Origin of the sequence: Vibrio sp. 10N.239.312.D08 (genome assembly GCF_041466145.1) — a bacterium.
In the GTDB taxonomy this organism is placed as follows: Bacteria; Pseudomonadota; Gammaproteobacteria; order Enterobacterales; family Vibrionaceae; genus Vibrio; species Vibrio crassostreae_C.
In genome coordinates, this window is sequence record NZ_JBFSSD010000077.1 from 1 (window position 1) to 16,509 (window position 16,509).

Here is a 16,509-nt window from a genome sequence, read left to right on the forward strand (position 1 = left end):
CTTGTACGGTGGTGTGAGAGGACGGAGGCCGTGAGGCCTCCTCCTACTCGATTGTAAGCGGTCAGTTTAAAAGCATGGGCTCAATATTATTGCTCGAACTTAGCTTTCTCTCTCTTTTCTACTTCGGAAAGGCGCTTCAACTTGATGCCTAACTCTTTGGCTCTAAAGCGAGTAAATAAGATATTGACCGCGAAACCTAGAGTCGTCAGAAGCAGTTCTACAGCCGCTAATAAACGTTCACCATCGTCTACATACAAGATAGTTAATGCGTGTAGGAAATAGAGCATCAAGACGAAATTTGCCCATGCGTGCGTATAAGGTTTTCCTGCTAAAATGCCCGGTAATGGCAATAACAGCGGGATAGCCCAAGCAATCGCCAGTGTGACATTACTGAGATGAGGGTGCGGTGAAAGCGTCATCTGCCAAGCCACCACCCAGAATAACAGTGACAAGTTGCCCGCTAAAGCAAGGTAGCGAAATAGCTTGGTTTTGGGAGACATAGCCTTCTCTGGCATATACATCATTGAGAAATTCCCTTCTGATTTATTGCGATGCGCGCTAGGCGTTTACCTAGGTTTTGCGCCAACTCAATCTCTTCTTTGCTAAGTGAAGCGCTCTCTCCAGTACTGCTTGCACCATAAGGCGTACCACCAGTTTGAGTGGTGTGCAGCGCCGGTTCTGAGTAGGGGATGCCCACGACTAACATGCCGTGATGAAGCAGGGGCAACATCATGCTTTGTTGTGTTGTCTCTTGACCACCATGCAATGATGAAGAAGAGGTAAATACACAACCTGGCTTATCGATGAGATCACCATTGATCCACATTGATGTCGTGCTATCCCAAAAGTGCTTCATTGGCCCGGCCATGTTACCAAACCAAACCGGACTGCCTAGCGCCAAACCATCACAAGATCGAAGCTCTTGTAACGAGGCAATAGGATCGGTTGGTTGATAGCGTGAATCAGGCTGCTCTTCTACCGTGTACACGTCGTTCACCGTTCTTAACATGGCTTCACAGTTTGGGATAGACTCAACCCCTCGTGCAATCTGCCTTGCTAGAGCTTGTGTGTTGCCGTGGCGGCTGTAGTAAAGAACAAGAATGTTAATGCTCATATTGGATTACAGAATCTCTAGCACTTGCTCTGGTGGACGACCAATTTTTGCTTTGTTGTTCGCGACAACGACTGGGCGCTCAAACAGTTTTGGATTGGTTGCCATCGCGGCGAAAAGATCTTCATCAGTGACTGAAGCATCACCAAGGTTTGCTTCTTTGTAGTCCGCTTCTTTGGTGCGCATCATGTCGCGAACACTGTCAAAACCAAGCTGAGTGAACAGTACTTTCAGCTGTTCAACTGTTAACGGAGTCTCTAGGTATTTGATTACCTCTGGCTGTACGCCGTTTTCCTGAAGCACTTCTAGAGTTTGACGGCTCTTTGAGCAGCGTGGGTTATGATAAATCACGACAGACATGGTTCTTCCTCATTATTATTTTTGATTTAATTGTTTAGCTGAAGCCACCATAGGTGACTTCTTTTTTTTGTGTAACGTTGAGCTTTCTTTTTATACTGGCAACGAGCGTTACCAGTAAACACTCTATTGTAGCGACAAGAAGCGCTCTCGTTGAATCATTAGCTGATCAATTCGAGCGTCGTAGCGTGCTTGTTTTAGGCTTCCTAATTCTGCGATTTGGCTTGCTTGCGTGTAGTACTGAATCGCTTTGTTCCAGTTGGCTTGCAGTGCCAAAATTTCTGCACGAGCAGCCAGTTCTTCGTCGCTATTACCAAGGCTCGTATTTACTTTTGAAAGTAAGTGCCAGCCATTGGTGTCATTCGGGTTATCGTGCGTGTAACGCTGCAATACGCGAACCGCTTCTTGAAGATCTTCATTTTCAATCAGTGCGTTGGCGTAGTTAATGGTCAGAACCGGGTTGTTTGGTTGACGAACCAGTGCCGATTTAAGTTCTTTAATCGCAATCTCAGGCTGCTTCTTCTCGATGTGCAGATCCGAAATAGCATCTAGATAAAACAGGTTGGTTGGATCGCTGTTAATCAGCTTGTTCAGGATGGGCTCTGCTTTGTCTAATTTTTTAGAGTCTAGGTAAACCAGTGCTTGGCCATATTCTAATGACGGAACCAAAGCTTTAGGGGCTTTCTTTAGCTGACGCTCAAACCAATCAAGAGCAGCATCATTATTAATGCCAGCATAGCGCGCAACAATGCGGGCTCTTGCTAGGTGGTAGTCCAGAGAGGGAGCCAGTTTCAGTGGCGGGTAACTACGAGCACGAGCACGTGAATCGGTAATTCGGTCTTCTGGTAATGGGTGAGTCAGTAGCATTGGCGGTGGTGTGCTCGCATAGCGATATTCATCAGCTAAACGGCCAAAGAAACGTGGCATCGCATTCACATCAAACCCAGCTTTTGCTAGCGTGTTGATACCAAAGCGGTCGGCTTCTTTTTCATTACTACGGGTGTAGTTGATTTGGCTTTGCATATTACCCGCAGTCGTTGCCGTTAGGGCTGCAATGCCGGCTTCAGGAGCTGCAATTGCCAGTAATACAGAGGCTGCTAGCGCTGCAATGGTTGCTGGAGAGCGGCGCGCTTGGTCTTCCATACTACGCGCTAAGTGACGTTGGGTTACGTGCGCGATTTCGTGCGCTAATACAGAAGCTAATTCACTTTCAGATTGTGCATGCAGGAATAGACCTGAGTGCAAAGCAACATAACCACCAAAGAAAGCAAAGGCGTTGATGTTGCGGTCACGGATCATAAAGAACTGGAAAGGTGTCTTTACATCATTTGCGTTCGCGACCAGACGATGGCCAAGAGTATCAATATATAGATTTAGAACTGGGTCGTTTACGATAGGCTGGCTACTTCTGATGATGCGCATGTAGGCATCACCATAGATAAGCTCTTGGTCGATAGTGAGTGTGCCGCCAGCAGCGGTACCGATATCTGGTAGCTCCAAACTATTGGTATTCGCCATAGTTGGGGTGCTTAATGTAGCTGCGATGCATAAGCAAGCAATTGAGCGAGCGCGTTTAAACATATTAGTCAGTAATACTCCGTTTCTTCTGACAGTAAGACAAGTGCAATGGAAATTGGTTCTTTATCTGATTTAACCTTTGCCAAGTGCGTGCGCTATCATGAAGGAGGATGAATGAATGATGGCGCGTTTTCAAAAACAGATTACAATACGACCCTTATAATAAGCATCGAGCTCAAGAATGACACCTAATATTCTAGATTTACGCCAAGAGCGCTGTCCAATGGCGCTATTATTAGCCAAGCGTCACAGTGTAAAGTTAGAAGTAGGGCAGTCATTGTCAATTTATGTGTCTGATAACAGTTCGATGAAAGATATTGTTACTTATTTGTCTAAGCAAGCCTATGACGTCATCACTGAGGTTTGCTCTAATTACCATCATCTCCTCGTCACTAAAAAGGAATTGCAGTCAGATGCTTGAAATGGTCAATCGTTGGTATAAACGACGTTTCTCTGATCCCCATGCTGTCAGTTTGGTTGCCATCATTCTCTTCGGCTTTATTACGATCTACTTCTTTGGTCATCTCATTGCGCCATTGTTGGTGGCTATTGTATTGGCTTATTTACTTGAGTGGCCGGTTACCCAACTCCAAAGACTTGGTGTTCCAAGAACGCCTTCGGTGATGTTGGTGATCATGATGTTCTTTAGCCTGATGTTGCTGGCGCTGTTTGGTTTAGTGCCTACCATTTGGGAGCAAGTGGGTAACCTCATCAATGATATTCCAAGTATGTATGGCGGCTTACAGAAGTTCATCGCGACGATTCCTGAGCGCTATCCTGAGTTAGCAAACTTGCAGATCGTTGAATCGATTGTGTCTAACGCGAAAAACAAAGCATTAGGCTTTGGTGAAAGTGTTGTTAAAGGTTCTTTGGCTTCTCTTGTGAGCTTGGCTACGCTTGCGGTTTACTTGATTCTTGTGCCGCTGCTGATCTTCTTCTTATTAAAAGATAAAGAAGAGATGATCAGCATGGCGAGTGGCGTGTTGCCTAAAAACCGTCGTCTAGCGACCAAGGTTTGGGTTGAGATGAACCAACAAATCTCGAACTATATTCGCGGCAAGGTCCTTGAGATCTTGATCGTCGGTGGTGTCAGCTACGTGACCTTTGCGATTCTAGATTTACGTTATTCAGCTCTGCTGGCTGTCGCGGTTGGCTTCTCGGTACTGATTCCTTATATCGGTGCGGCGGCTGTGACCGTTCCTGTCGCGATTGTAGGCCTGTTCCAGTGGGGATTAGAGCCTCAGTTTTACTGGTTGCTTCTCGCTTACGGTATTATCCAAGCGCTAGATGGTAACGTGCTCGTTCCGGTTCTTTTCTCTGAAGCGGTGAACCTGCACCCAGTGGCTATTATTGTTGCCGTGTTAGTGTTTGGTGGGTTGTGGGGATTCTGGGGCGTGTTCTTTGCTATCCCGTTGGCAACGTTAGTTAAGGCGGTTTGGAATGCTTTACCGAGTCACGCATTAGACGATGACCCTGAACATCAAAAGTAATTGATCTTGTTATAGAAAAAGGCCGAACATCCATGATGTTCGGCCTTTTTGCTCTTAGCTTAATCATTAGCTTAATGAGTGTTGCTCTTGCCTTAGAGAGTGGTGAATCTAAGTCATTAACTCACTCAAATCGCCCTTACGCTTCTTGATTGAAGTAATCTAGAACCACTTCGTGGTGAGTCTTAGTCTTGAACTTGTTGAAGACATGTTCAATCTGACCTTCTTCATCAATTAGGAAGCTAATACGGTGCAGACCGTCGTAGATTTTACCCATGAATTTTTTCTCGCCCCAAACGCCAAACTGTTCAGCAACGCTGTGGTCTTCATCAGATAGCAGGGTGAAGTTTAGAGATTTCTTCTCAACGAAGTTTGGTAGACGTTTTACTGGGTCAACACTCACACCTAGAACAACCACGTTTAGGTCATCAAGCTGTGTTTTGATATCACGCAGGCCTTCCGCTTGCACAATACAACCTGGAGTCATTGCTTTAGGGTAAAAATAGAAAAGTACTTTTTTACCTTTGAAGTCACCAAGAGATACGATATTGCCATCTTGATCTGGAAGAGAAAAAGCAGGTGCTGGAACACCAGCCGTTAGCGTATTCATGACATTTCCTTTTTAAAGACTGTTTTTGATAAAGTTGAGCGAGCCTTGGACTGATAGGCTCTGACACAGCGAATCGAATTCTTCTTGTAGCTGCATCAAGTTACATTCTGATTGCACAGAAGCGGTAATAGAGATATGGAATTGGTCGTTGTCGAGTTGAACCTTAGATTTATTGATGGTTCGTGCACTTAACGAATCGAGGCCGATGTTTCGGTCTGCGAAGAACTGGGTAAACTGCTCAGTAAGTCCGATTTTATCGTCTGACTCAACGAACACCTCTACTGTGTAAGAGTTCTCAATAACATCATGAGTTGAGGTTCGCTTCATAATCGTAATCAAGTCGTGCTCTTGTCCAAGCAAGGGCAAGGTGGTTTCAACGCGGGTAATGTTGTTTGCCTTTCCAGACAGCAGCATGATAAGCGTAAATTCTTCGCCAAACAGGGCGATACGGCTATCAATAATGTTACAGCCTGATTGGGTGACTAAATGAACCACTTGGTTGCATACACCTGGGCGATCAGTGCCCACAGCTGTGATTACTAGATGTTGAGTCATAAAATCACGTCTCTTTATATTCCATTGATTCATGCATGTTAGCACAGTTAGCTCGTGGAATAAGCGTGCGTGCGGGGCTTTTTATGTGCGACCTTGCTTCGAACATGCAACCAATGATAAGAATATCGAGCGCGTTAAAAAATGAGATAGAGCGATGAGAGCACAGCTTACTTGTTACTGACATCCAGTGATGTGCTATCCGCTAGATTGAGTGCAGGTTACCCAAATTCTAGGTAGAACGCCGTTAGAAGTCGTTTTACCTCAAACATACGACAATATTTAATGCAGATGTTGCCGGTAAGCCACTTTAATGTCTTGTGTTTATTGATTGGCTTACAGTAACATGCAAAAAGAATAAATTAAGGGAGATAGACATGTTTTCAGGAAGTATCGTTGCGCTAGTTACGCCATTTAATACAGATGGTGAAGTGGATTTCGACAGCCTTAAAAAGTTAGTTGAGCACCATATTGCTGCAGGTAGTGATGGTCTGGTTGCGGTTGGCACAACAGGTGAGTCTTCAACACTCACTATTGAAGAGCATGTCAAAGTCGTCAACAAGATCGTTGAATTTGCTGATGGTCGTATTCCCGTTATCGCTGGTACAGGTGCAAATGCAACTCATGAATCTGTTCTATTCAGCCGTTTGTTGAATGGTTCTGGTATTGCTGGTTGCCTGAGCGTAACGCCTTACTACAACAAACCGACTCAAGAAGGTTTGTACCAACACTACAAAGCGATTGCTGAAGTCAGTGACGTTCCACAAATTCTATACAATGTTCCAGGTCGTACTGCGGTAGACTTGTTGCCAGAAACGGTTGCTCGTCTTGCTGAGATCGAAAACATCGTTGCACTGAAAGATGCGACGGGTGATCTCGACAGAATTGCAATTCACCGTGAACTTTGTGGCGAAGACTTTATCTTACTAAGTGGTGATGACTTAACAGGCCTAGAATTTGTTAAGCGTGGTGGCGATGGCGTGATCTCTGTAACGAACAATGTTGCAGCCGCTGATATGGCAACCATGTTCAAGCTAGCAAAAGAAGGTAAGTTTGAAGAAGCGGAAGCGATCAATGAGCGTTTGATGCCTCTACATAAGAATTTGTTCGTTGAGTCTAACCCTATTCCCGTAAAATGGGCGGTTCATAAAATGGGTCTGATTGCTGAAGGTGGCTTACGTCTACCGCTGACTGAACTGTCAGAGCCAGCTCAACCTGTTGTTGCTCAAGCAATGACTGAAGCGTGCATTTACTAAAACGTATGAAGTGATGCCGAAGCGAACCTTCGGCATTTAGGAGTATAAATGAAGTATTCTCACCAGCTAGTGATTGGGTCACTGGCTGTTTTCGTTCTTACAGCATGTTCTGGCAACCCGACTCAACGTCGCCAAGCCAAAGATGATTTCGAATACTTAGAAACACCTGAGTTTTCACAATGGCAATTGCCTGTAGATGCTCAGCCTCAGTTCTACCCAAATTTTGACATCCCAAGCGGTGAATTCAGTGGTGGTACTGGTCGTGAAGTGGATATTCGTCCACCGCAACAGGTTCTTGAACTGATCCCGGGTGCTCGTGCTGAGCGTCAAAACGGTGAAGTGACACTATGGCTTCTTCGCGCAGAAGAGGCAGACCGCGTGTGGCAAACGGCTGTAGATATGCTGGCTCAACGTGGTATTGGTATTCGTGAGCAATCAGAGAATGAGATTGAGACCGATTGGGTAACTTGGGTTTCTGAAGATGAAGACGTAGAGATTGGTAGTCGTTACTCTATCTCTCGCTTCCAAGCAAACAACCGTCATGGCTTCAAGATTAATCTGATTGATTGGCGTGAAGGTACTGAAGAGAAAACAGTAACGGCAACCAATAAAGAGCGTTACAACGCGTTCCTGACCAACCTAGTTATGGCTAAGTACGATGAAAACCTTCGTGCTGAAGCGGCGCTGAAAGCGCAAGAGTTGGTGAAGCGTATTCCAATTTCAATGGGTGCTGACCGTAGTGGTTTCCCTGTGATTATTGCTCGTACGCCATACAATGTATTCTGGCAGCGTCTGCCTAACTTGTTGCCTGAAATGGGCTTTGAGCTTGAAGAACGCAATCAATCTCAGGGTACGGTGAAGGCGAAGTACGCAGCACCAGATGATGAGTTCTGGGAAGAAATTGGCCTACAGCCTATCGACTTAGCGCCAGGCACTTACAACTTCCTATTTGGTGACCTTGGCAACCGTACGTCAATCAACGTAACGGATGCATCAGGTAAGCCAGTAGAAGAAGAGCTGCTTAAGTCTATGGTTCCGGTATTAGCGCATATTGCTGACCAAACCAAAGATGACAAAGAAGCGAAAGCTGAGTAGTCATTCAAGCCGTCACAAGCTGAGTTAAATCAGCCTTGTGATTAGCAAAAGCAAATAAAAAAGAGGACACACTGTGTCCTCTTTTTTATTGTATTCGTTGTCATCAGGCTACATTGGTCAATCAAAATTGGTCAATCAAGCTGATTAGCCAAAGCAAAAGGCTATGCGTCTTTATTGTCTTTGGATTCTTCTTTTTCAGCTTTCTCTTGGTTAAGTTTATCCGAGCGATTGAGCTTATCTAAATCTCGCTCAGTTTTACCACGCCCCGTCAGATCCATATTGGCTGTCTGTTTGAGCGCTGCGATGTTACCCACAACAACGCTAACTACGATGATGATGATAACCCAAGGGTTTGTAAGCCACTCCAACATAAGCGCTCCTAATGACTGATATTCGCTACGAAGCGTGCATAGATCTCGTCTAGCTGCTCCATAATAATCTCATACCCTAATACTGGCTTAGATTGGAGTTGCTTGCCAAGTAAAGTCGGAGATAACTGTGATAAACACGACTCCGATACTTTGCGATGGCTGATATGCCATGGTTCGATCGCCACACCACCCAAATCTTGGCTGTAAGGAAAGAAGAAACCAAATTGTGCAGCATGAACTGATAGCCATTGGTAAAACGATTGCTGGTGGCCAGTAAGGTATTCCCATGGTTCTAATTGCAGATGTATGCCTTCAGGTAAGTGGTTACGAGCAAAGACATCGAAGTCACAACCCCAATGATGACGACTCGCGCCGGGAAGCGCAGACCATCTCAGGATAGCCGATAGCTTTTGTTGTTCGGTCAGTTTTGAAGCATCAAGAGGTTGGCTTTCTGAATCTAATATCGGAGCTTCGCCAGAAAACTTACGGTTCCAAATCAGAGATTGCCTTTCATAGTCGCGAAAGCCACTGGCAATCTCCATTTTAAAACCATCGAGCTGAGCAGCTTCAATCAAATTATTCAGGTCATTCTTAACCTCACTGTGGACCAAGAAGGTCTTGGTGCCGATCAGGCTAGGCTCTAGATGAGAATCTGATTGTCCGGTAAGCTGCTCTGGTGTCATAACGAGTCTCTCAATAATTGGATGCTATGAATCGCTGATGAAAGACTATTTAGCGAATAGGTTCACTAATGTTCTTTCGTACATGTCAGTTAGCTTTTCTAAATCGGCTACCTTCACGCATTCGTTAACCTTGTGAATCGTTGCATTCACAGGGCCTAGTTCAACCACTTGTCCGCCCATACGTGCAATAAAGCGACCATCAGATGTACCGCCAGTCGTTAGCAGTGCTGGTTTCACATCATTGACGTGACCCACTGCATCAACAATAGCATCAAGCAGTGAACCTGCGTCTGTTAAGAACGGGTCGCCATTGAATGTCCATCTTAGGTCGTATTCGAAATCATACTTGTCGAGTGTCGTTGTGATGCGCTCGACGATGATGTCGTTGCTTAACTCTGTACTAAAGCGTAGGTTAAACTGAACATTAAACTCACCAGGGATCACGTTTGAAGCACCAGTACCCGCACTCACATTTGGAATTTGGAAACTGGTTGGCGGGAAGTAATCATTACCTTTATCCCACTCAGTTGTTGCTAGCTCATTAATAGCAAGCAGAGAGCTGTGTACTGGGTTGTTTGCTAGGTGAGGGTAGGCAACATGACCTTGTGTGCCTTTAATCGTTAGGTCGCCAGTGATAGAGCCACGACGGCCGTTCTTCACGACATCACCCACGAACTCAGTGCTCGATGGTTCACCAACGATACACATATCGATGTTTTCACCGCGCGCCATTAATGCTTCAACAACACGTACAGTACCGTTGATGAAAGGACCTTCCTCATCTGAAGTGATCAGGAAACCAATTGAGCCTGTGTGGTCTGGGTGTTTGGCAATGAACTGCTCGACGGCAACAATCATTGAAGCCAGAGAGCCTTTCATATCAGCAGCGCCACGGCCATGTAGGAAACCGTCTACGATAGTCGGTTCGAATGGCTTAGTGTTCCACTGTTCGATTGGGCCTGCAGGTACCACATCAGTGTGACCAGCAAAAGCAAACAGAGGCGCTTCAGTACCACGACGAGCCCAGAAGTTGGTCGTATCTTCAAATACCATCACTTCGATTTCAAAACCGAGTGCTTTTAAGCGTTCAATCATCAGGTCTTGGCAGCCTGCATCTTCTGGTGTTACCGATTGACGGCTGATTAGGTCTTTTGCCAGAGCCAAAGTTGGGCTATCTGTCATCCTTGAGTTCCTTGTTTAAATAAAACGTCTAGTCATTAATTTTTAGGCGCTGATTCACTGATCAACGTCCTGTTGTCTGTCTATGTAAATACAACGATCTAAGCAAAAATAGCCGCGTATTGGTCGGCTTTAAATCCGATGTGAAGCTTACCCTCAACTTTTAAGATTGGGCGCTTGATCATTGCAGGTTGTTCAACAAGCAAAGTCACCGCTTTTTCTTCTGTTAGGGTGTCTTTCTGTTCTTGATAAAGTTGGCGATAAGTCGTACCACGTTTGTTTAGCACAAGCTCCCAACCTAGCTCAGAGCAGAAGCTTGTTACTAGCTCTTCTGTGATGCCTTGTTTGCGATAATCGTGAAATTCGAACTCGATACCTTCAGCTTCGAGCCATTTCTTTGCTTTTTTAATGGTGTCGCAATTTGGGATACCAAACATGGTGATAGTCATTATTCTTCCTTTGAGTGATTTTATTTCATTGTTATGAGTTGAATCCTATCAGGAAGCAGCAACTCAGACAAAATAGAGTGATGAATATTTCATAGAGTGAAAAAAAAGCGTAAGAAAATGTCACTATTGGAGACTTATTGATCAGCCTCAACATGTTGTCAGCGAAAAAAGAAATAATTGAGCTGCACATATATAGGAGGTGTCAATGGAGTTGAGTCCTGTTTTTGCAAGGCGGCTATATTTAGCATTGTTAGTGGAAAGCCTTGATAGGCCAAATGTGCCTAAACTCATCGAAAAAACGGGGTGGCCTCGTCGTACTATTCAAGATGTACTCAAGGCGTTACCGGGGATCGGTATCGAACTTATGTTTGTTCAAGATGGGCGACGTCATAATGATGGCTATTACCAGTTATCCGACTGGGGGCCATTTGACAGTCAATGGGTTATCCAGCGTAAAGGCGATATAGCAACAAGCCTTGGATTTAGTGCATAAGCCAGCGAAAGCTGGCTTTCTTTTTTTAGAATAGAAATAGTAGGGAGCATCTCGCTAATATGAGTTGTGAGCTACCCCATTACGTTTCTATTTACTTACACAGATAGGCAGTTCCCAGCATAGTCACGGATGTGGAAAAATCTTGGGGAAGTGTGAATATCACGGTATCTGCGCCTAGCTCAATCGTATTCGACTTGAGTTGATTCATGGCGCCTTGAATCAATGTGTCATTTGGGTAAAACAGGTAGTTGTACCAATGGCCTTCGCTGCCTGTGACTTCCCCTTTATACTGACATTTATCGATATTAATCACGCCATGGTAATCCATTTGCACGTTGGCAGCTTCGCTATGAGGCGTTGATGTCGGTGTCGTGCAACCGAGTAACACGCTACTCATAGCCAAAGCGATTAATTCCTTTTTCATACGCTTATCCTGTTATTTCATCAAATAAATCGCGAAGCCTATCCAGCTAGCGAACAATAATAACCACGGCAATTTACTGGCGTGATTTGATGTTGTTTCATTATCCAAGTCGACATTCTGTTCTTGGTCTTGGTCTTGGTTCGCTTGTAGAGTCTGCTTCTCTTTCTGTACGCGCTTTTTAGCTTTATCGGCTTGGCGGCTGCGTTCTTTTTGCTGTTTCTTGTACAGTGCGATGCCTTTCTCGATACCCTGAGCAATCAGTTTAGTTTGTTCTTTGGTTTGAGCTGGCTTTTGAGTCGCTTTGGCTATCTTCAGTGCTTCCTGTTGAGATTCAACAGAGGGCGTATTAGTTTTGTTTTTCATACTGAGTTCGACAATTAAAACGGATTGGCTACTAAGATAACGCAAAGCTAGTTAAGTATGAATGATTTGCGTTAAAGTGTTGGTTTGAAAATAAGTGAAAGTGAGATTTGTGCGGTACTCCATAGAACAATACGACAAGCACGGCTTTTTGAAAGCTCCAATCTTGCTCTGGCTAGGTTGGTTGTTTCTTGCGAAAGCCTTGGTCGTTTTCATTGTTGCAGGCGCAAGCCGAGAATCGGGAACCGATATTCTTGAGATAATCTACCCAGACCATCAGATGTTTTATGTCGGGATCGCGTTGAGTGTGCCTAGTTTGCTGCTGATGTGGTTATTTGGGCTAAGATCGCCAGATAGAAAGCGCCTTAACAAAGTCGTGTCATGGGGACGTTGGGTTACCATGATGGCTATCTTGGCACAGGGCTCCCATACGATTTATTTAATCTATTTGGATAACGGATGGTTCCGTTGGTCAAATGGCATCACCCTATTGTTGCTGCTGTGGTTAGCGCTTTATCTAACCAATAGCCATGCTGCAAGGGATTGCTTTAAAATGGTTGAGCTCGAAGACTGATTCTCATCAAAACATTTGTCCCATTCCCAATTATACTTAGAAGCTAAAAAATGAAAGGATTAATCTATGCTTAATGTTTCAAATGAGCAGCCTAACGTTCAAAGTGCTATTTTGCCTGAAGCTGGGCCTTTCGCGCTTTACGTTCAACTTAAAGTGAACGCTAATACTGCTAATGTACTAGCAGAAATTCAAAAGCTTCCGACTCTAATCGACGAACTAAACCAAACTCAGCCTGATGCGAACTTAACGGCATCGGTTGCGTTCTCAAAAGCTTTTTGGGATAAGTTCGAGCAAGCAGCGCCCGCTGATTTGATCGACTTCCCTGTGCTGGGTGAAGGTGATATCACCGCGCCGAGCACACTGTCTGATGTTCTGATTCACTGTCATTCAAACCGACATGATCTGCACTTCTTTATCTTGCGTAAATTGCTATCTGAAGTAGCAGCTGATGTTGAAGTGGTTGATGAAACTTATGGTTACCGCTTCCTAGACTCTCGTGACATGACAGACTTTGTTGATGGCACTGAAAACCCGAAAGACGCACAACGTGCTGAAGTTGCTATTGTGCCTGAGGGTGAATTCGCTGGTGGTAGTTATGTGATGGTGCAGCGTTTTGTGCACAATCTGCCAGCTTGGAATCGCTTGAATGTGTCGGCACAAGAGAAAGTGATTGGCCGAACTAAACCTGATTCAATTGAGTTAGATGATGTTCCTGCGGCGTCTCACGTTGGCCGTGTGGATATCAAAGAAGAAGGCAAGGGGCTTAAGATTGTTCGCCACAGTCTACCTTACGGTACTGCTACGGGCGACCACGGCTTATTGTTCATTGCTTACTGTAACGTTCGTCATAACTTCGATGCGATGTTAGAGAGCATGTACGGCGTAACTGATGGCAAAACAGACCAACTGCTTCGCTTTACTAAAGCGGTGACTGGCGCGTATTACTTTGCTCCTTCAACTGAGATGTTGAGTGCATTAACGATTAAGTAAGTCGTCTCAAAAAGAATAAACAAAGGGAGCCTCAGGGCTAATGCCGTTCACTTAAGAGTGAACGGCATTTTTGTTCTTAGCATACCGTTGTGGTCTGGGTTTAACTCTTCTAGGGAATGTCCTTTCCCTTCGCCCTTCAAGTATTAAGCTTTCAGCCATGTTGTGGAACCCCTTTAGCTGACGAGGTATTGCGCCTGGTGTTGAATAAGGTAAGCCTACAAGTAACGCTGATACATGAGCTAACGTGCCGTTAAAACTCAGTTGATAAGGAAGGTAATTTCCCTTTAAATTGAAGCAGAGCTCGACCATCTGATATCGGATTAAATTGTAAGTAAGCAAGATGCCCCATAACTCCTGCTTGACCAGCTCTGGTAAACGACTTCGCAGCGTAAGACGGTTTCCAAGCATGTATTGTTTTTGCTCTCGGTAGCCCAGCTCTATTTCCCAACGATGCTCATAAAGGCCTGCAATATCTTTTGATGGGTAACGCAGGGAGTCCGTCATGGAGGTTAATACTTGGTAGTCTTTTCCTTTAATTTTACGAGTGACAAGTCGAGCGGTTATCGACTTTGGTAAATCAGGCCATAGCTTTCTAGCTCTTGGATTACTGTGTAATTGAACAAGTTTGTCATTTCGCCCTAAAGATTGAACAATGTCATATTGTGTATTTTTCTTGAGGGGGATAAGCCAATGGCGCTCTGAGCCAGAGTCTTGCCATTTATGTAATAAACCTAAAGAATAGAACCCCTTATCGAACATTGTTACGCTATGGTTTGGTGTTGTTTCTATCAGTTTTTCAGCTAATATCATTTCGTTTGTATTGTAATTATCAAATGCACTGGCCGTAATAATGTGACTGCTTAGTTCCATTTGGCAGACCATTCTCACTTGCGGATATTGCGTCCCTTTTTGTCGAGAAAATGCCTTTTCATTTTGCGGGTTATCGGGCGTTCGCCAAACAACGCCATCGACGCCAAGCAGCGTTAATCCATTCCATTGGGGTAACTTTGCACTGTTTAACCATGACGTAGTCATTCGCTCAAAGACCGCTTTAATTGCGTCTTCACCCAACGTCTTTCGACGTTGAGTTAACGCACTCGGTGCGACAAAAGCTTTACCTGTACGGTCGACAATATCAAGTTGGTTCACTAAATCTTTCATGGATTTACTGTTATAGATAGCCATTCCAACAAGCAGCCACACCATGGATTCTAAAGTTAATTTCCTCTTTCTCATCGTGACAGTATCAGTAAGAGAATAGGCTTCGTCGATGAGTTCAATTGGAAGCAAGTCAGACAAAGTCTCAACGCTGCTAGGTTTCCAATCATTAATTATGTTTAGAGCTTGAGAAACATCCATAAAAAAATCCAAGTGCATTAAATACACTTGGATTTTGACAGCTCTGAAGGATCCTTCAACCGATCGCTTTGGCTTTAACTGATCGGCATTAGAGCCTCAGGGCTCCTTTTTTATTAAAGCTTTATATGAATTGGTCGATATAAGAGCAATCGTGAGTTTTATTCCTCTTTTTGTAAGCGAAGGTCTATGGCTATAACTGTTAATACCAATGTCTCAGCGCTGGTGGCCCAGAGAAACCTCTCTAATGCCAATAACATGCTGAACCAATCTTTGGAGCGCTTGGCTTCAGGGAGTCGTATTAACAGCGCTAAAGACGATGCTGCAGGGCTACAAATTTCGAACCGCTTGGAAGCGCAGATGAGTGGTATTGATGTCGCTGTGCGTAATGCGAATGATGGTATATCTATCATGCAAACCGCTGAAGGCGCGATGAATGAAACCACCAATATCATGCAGCGCATGCGCGACTTGTCTCTACAAGCAAGCAACGGTTCAAATAGCCAGTCGGAAAGAACGGCGATTCAAGAAGAGATTACCGCCTTAAACGATGAGCTGAATCGTATTGCAGAGACCACTTCTTTTGGTGGCAAAAAACTTCTCAATGGTAATTTTGGTAGTACGTCATTTCAGATTGGTGGCAGTTCGGGCGAAGCCGTGCAGATTGGTTTGAAAAGTATGCGTACTGATGACATCAACATGGGAGGCTTTAGCTACGTTGCTAATGGCATGGCCAGTGATTCATGGGCAGTGAAATCAAACCAGAATGATATGACGATGTCGTTTACGGATCGTTTTGGTCAGCCTCAAGAGATCACCATTAATGCGAAAGCGGGCGATGATATCGAAGAGTTGGCGACTTACATTAATGGTCAAACGGATCTCTTATCGGCTTCTGTTAATGATGACGGACAACTTCAGATTTATATGTCAGGTGAAGATACCGCGGGTACCATCTCTTTTTCAGGTTCATTAGCCAGTGAGCTTTCGATGTCAGCGGGCTATTACGAGTCAGTTAATGACATCAATGTAACGGATGTGGGTGGTGCTCAGCGCGCCGTCTCTATTTTGGATACGGCGATGAAGTATGTCGATAGCCATCGCTCTGAATTAGGGGCAATGCAAAACCGCTTTGATCATGCCATTAACAATCTTGAAAACGTTCATGAGAATTTGGCGACATCAAACAGTCGAATCAAAGATACCGATTACGCCAAGGAAACGACTCAGATGCTAAAGCAGCAAATTCTGCAGCAAGTTAGCACCACTATTCTGGCTCAAGCGAAGCAAGCACCTAACCTTGCCTTAACCTTGTTAGGTTAATCAATTACTTTAAATCTCATAACACCATTTCAGTTTATTTGGCTTCTTTGGTTAATAAAAACACAAAACCTCGCTCGACGGATTTCTCGACAACTTTAGCGTTTTTCTTATCTTTTTTTGATAAATTTATTACCAGTCACGCTTTCTTCTCCTTTATCGCTATTTCTTTAATTTTATTGTTTTTTTCCTAAAGGTTTCGTCAATTACGCCGTTATTAAAAGTAACTTTGAGAGAACTACTTGGTTTTCCGAGACGTCGGAA

The 16,509-nt window shown here is 44.4% G+C and carries 21 protein-coding genes; 8 read left to right on the forward strand and 13 right to left on the reverse strand.

Annotated features, from left to right (window positions below; genetic code table 11):
* Positions 1–86: 86 nt before the first annotated feature.
* The 4 genes from AB6D58_RS23405 to AB6D58_RS23420 all read right to left on the reverse strand — a co-directional run bounded on the left by AB6D58_RS23405 (position 87) and on the right by AB6D58_RS23420 (position 3,049).
* Complete coding sequence (locus tag AB6D58_RS23405) at positions 87–524, reverse strand: DUF2069 domain-containing protein (protein WP_372158685.1); 438 nt, start codon at positions 522–524, stop codon at positions 87–89.
* Positions 521–1,114: an NAD(P)H:quinone oxidoreductase gene (gene wrbA / locus AB6D58_RS23410; protein WP_017060712.1), complete on the reverse strand. Its 594-nt coding sequence runs from the start codon at positions 1,112–1,114 to the stop codon at positions 521–523. The genes AB6D58_RS23405 and wrbA overlap by 4 nt, the downstream gene beginning before the upstream one ends.
* A gap of 6 nt (positions 1,115–1,120) precedes the next feature.
* The gene (gene arsC, locus AB6D58_RS23415; protein WP_017060711.1) at positions 1,121–1,471 is read right to left on the reverse strand and encodes an arsenate reductase (glutaredoxin); all 351 of its coding nucleotides are present in this window, start codon (positions 1,469–1,471) and stop codon (positions 1,121–1,123) included.
* Between the two features lie 123 nt (positions 1,472–1,594).
* Positions 1,595–3,049 carry a M48 family metallopeptidase gene (locus AB6D58_RS23420; protein ID WP_017060710.1) on the reverse strand — a complete coding sequence of 485 codons (1,455 nt, stop codon included), beginning with the start codon at positions 3,047–3,049 and terminating at the stop codon, positions 1,595–1,597.
* Positions 3,050–3,227: 178 nt separating this feature from the next.
* Here AB6D58_RS23420 and AB6D58_RS23425 point away from each other — a divergent pair, with 178 nt between their 5' ends.
* Together AB6D58_RS23425 and AB6D58_RS23430 are read left to right on the forward strand one after the other, a co-directional pair.
* Complete coding sequence (locus tag AB6D58_RS23425) at positions 3,228–3,467, forward strand: sulfurtransferase TusA family protein (RefSeq protein ID WP_017060709.1); 240 nt, start codon at positions 3,228–3,230, stop codon at positions 3,465–3,467.
* The gene (locus AB6D58_RS23430) at positions 3,460–4,536 is read left to right on the forward strand and encodes an AI-2E family transporter (RefSeq protein WP_017060708.1); all 1,077 of its coding nucleotides are present in this window, start codon (positions 3,460–3,462) and stop codon (positions 4,534–4,536) included. The genes AB6D58_RS23425 and AB6D58_RS23430 overlap by 8 nt, the downstream gene beginning before the upstream one ends.
* Before the next feature lie 136 nt (positions 4,537–4,672).
* On the opposite strand, the gene bcp is transcribed toward AB6D58_RS23430, so the two are convergent.
* Both bcp and AB6D58_RS23440 read right to left on the reverse strand, forming a co-directional pair.
* Positions 4,673–5,143, reverse strand: coding sequence for a thioredoxin-dependent thiol peroxidase (gene bcp, locus AB6D58_RS23435; RefSeq protein ID WP_017060706.1), 471 nt, complete (start codon positions 5,141–5,143; stop codon positions 4,673–4,675).
* A 12-nt stretch (positions 5,144–5,155) separates the two neighbouring features.
* Positions 5,156–5,698: a glycine cleavage system protein R gene (locus AB6D58_RS23440; protein ID WP_017060705.1), complete on the reverse strand. Its 543-nt coding sequence runs from the start codon at positions 5,696–5,698 to the stop codon at positions 5,156–5,158.
* 374 nt (positions 5,699–6,072) lie between these two features.
* Here AB6D58_RS23440 and dapA point away from each other — a divergent pair, with 374 nt between their 5' ends.
* Positions 6,073–6,951: a 4-hydroxy-tetrahydrodipicolinate synthase gene (gene dapA, locus AB6D58_RS23445; protein ID WP_017060704.1), complete on the forward strand. Its 879-nt coding sequence runs from the start codon at positions 6,073–6,075 to the stop codon at positions 6,949–6,951.
* 48 nt (positions 6,952–6,999) lie between these two features.
* Positions 7,000–8,046, forward strand: a complete 1,047-nt coding sequence (bamC, locus tag AB6D58_RS23450) for an outer membrane protein assembly factor BamC (RefSeq protein ID WP_017060703.1) — start codon at positions 7,000–7,002, stop codon at positions 8,044–8,046.
* A 161-nt stretch (positions 8,047–8,207) separates the two neighbouring features.
* Here bamC and AB6D58_RS23455 read toward each other — a convergent pair whose 3' ends face one another.
* The 4 genes from AB6D58_RS23455 to AB6D58_RS23470 all read right to left on the reverse strand — a co-directional run bounded on the left by AB6D58_RS23455 (position 8,208) and on the right by AB6D58_RS23470 (position 10,728).
* Complete coding sequence (locus AB6D58_RS23455) at positions 8,208–8,417, reverse strand: DUF2897 family protein (RefSeq protein WP_017060702.1); 210 nt, start codon at positions 8,415–8,417, stop codon at positions 8,208–8,210.
* Between the two features lie 8 nt (positions 8,418–8,425).
* Complete coding sequence (locus tag AB6D58_RS23460; RefSeq protein ID WP_372136844.1) at positions 8,426–9,100, reverse strand: M15 family metallopeptidase; 675 nt, start codon at positions 9,098–9,100, stop codon at positions 8,426–8,428.
* A 45-nt stretch (positions 9,101–9,145) separates the two neighbouring features.
* The gene (gene dapE, locus AB6D58_RS23465; protein ID WP_017060700.1) at positions 9,146–10,282 is read right to left on the reverse strand and encodes a succinyl-diaminopimelate desuccinylase; all 1,137 of its coding nucleotides are present in this window, start codon (positions 10,280–10,282) and stop codon (positions 9,146–9,148) included.
* A 98-nt stretch (positions 10,283–10,380) separates the two neighbouring features.
* Positions 10,381–10,728 (reverse strand): ArsC family reductase, encoded by a 348-nt coding sequence (locus tag AB6D58_RS23470; RefSeq protein WP_372136843.1) that lies wholly within the window; start codon positions 10,726–10,728, stop codon positions 10,381–10,383.
* Between the two features lie 205 nt (positions 10,729–10,933).
* On the opposite strand from AB6D58_RS23470, the gene AB6D58_RS23475 reads away from it, so the two are divergent.
* Positions 10,934–11,221: a helix-turn-helix domain-containing protein gene (locus tag AB6D58_RS23475; RefSeq protein ID WP_004734273.1), complete on the forward strand. Its 288-nt coding sequence runs from the start codon at positions 10,934–10,936 to the stop codon at positions 11,219–11,221.
* A gap of 91 nt (positions 11,222–11,312) precedes the next feature.
* Here the strand turns inward: AB6D58_RS23475 and AB6D58_RS23480 are convergent, their stop codons facing one another.
* Complete coding sequence (locus tag AB6D58_RS23480) at positions 11,313–11,645, reverse strand: DUF4156 domain-containing protein (protein ID WP_065585044.1); 333 nt, start codon at positions 11,643–11,645, stop codon at positions 11,313–11,315.
* Between the two features lie 12 nt (positions 11,646–11,657).
* Positions 11,658–12,008, reverse strand: a complete 351-nt coding sequence (locus tag AB6D58_RS23485; RefSeq protein ID WP_372109928.1) for a DUF2956 domain-containing protein — start codon at positions 12,006–12,008, stop codon at positions 11,658–11,660.
* Positions 12,009–12,117: 109 nt separating this feature from the next.
* On the opposite strand from AB6D58_RS23485, the gene AB6D58_RS23490 reads away from it, so the two are divergent.
* Both AB6D58_RS23490 and AB6D58_RS23495 read left to right on the forward strand, forming a co-directional pair.
* Positions 12,118–12,579 carry a DUF2919 family protein gene (locus tag AB6D58_RS23490; RefSeq protein WP_171732524.1) on the forward strand — a complete coding sequence of 154 codons (462 nt, stop codon included), beginning with the start codon at positions 12,118–12,120 and terminating at the stop codon, positions 12,577–12,579.
* 66 nt (positions 12,580–12,645) lie between these two features.
* Positions 12,646–13,569 (forward strand): Dyp-type peroxidase, encoded by a 924-nt coding sequence (locus tag AB6D58_RS23495; RefSeq protein WP_371724310.1) that lies wholly within the window; start codon positions 12,646–12,648, stop codon positions 13,567–13,569.
* 51 nt (positions 13,570–13,620) lie between these two features.
* On the opposite strand, the gene AB6D58_RS23500 is transcribed toward AB6D58_RS23495, so the two are convergent.
* Positions 13,621–14,928: an IS4 family transposase gene (locus AB6D58_RS23500; RefSeq protein WP_029235596.1), complete on the reverse strand. Its 1,308-nt coding sequence runs from the start codon at positions 14,926–14,928 to the stop codon at positions 13,621–13,623.
* Between the two features lie 186 nt (positions 14,929–15,114).
* Between AB6D58_RS23500 and AB6D58_RS23505 the strand changes: the two genes are divergently transcribed.
* Positions 15,115–16,248, forward strand: a complete 1,134-nt coding sequence (locus tag AB6D58_RS23505; RefSeq protein ID WP_372051551.1) for a flagellin — start codon at positions 15,115–15,117, stop codon at positions 16,246–16,248.
* The last annotated feature ends 261 nt before the right edge of the window (positions 16,249–16,509 follow it).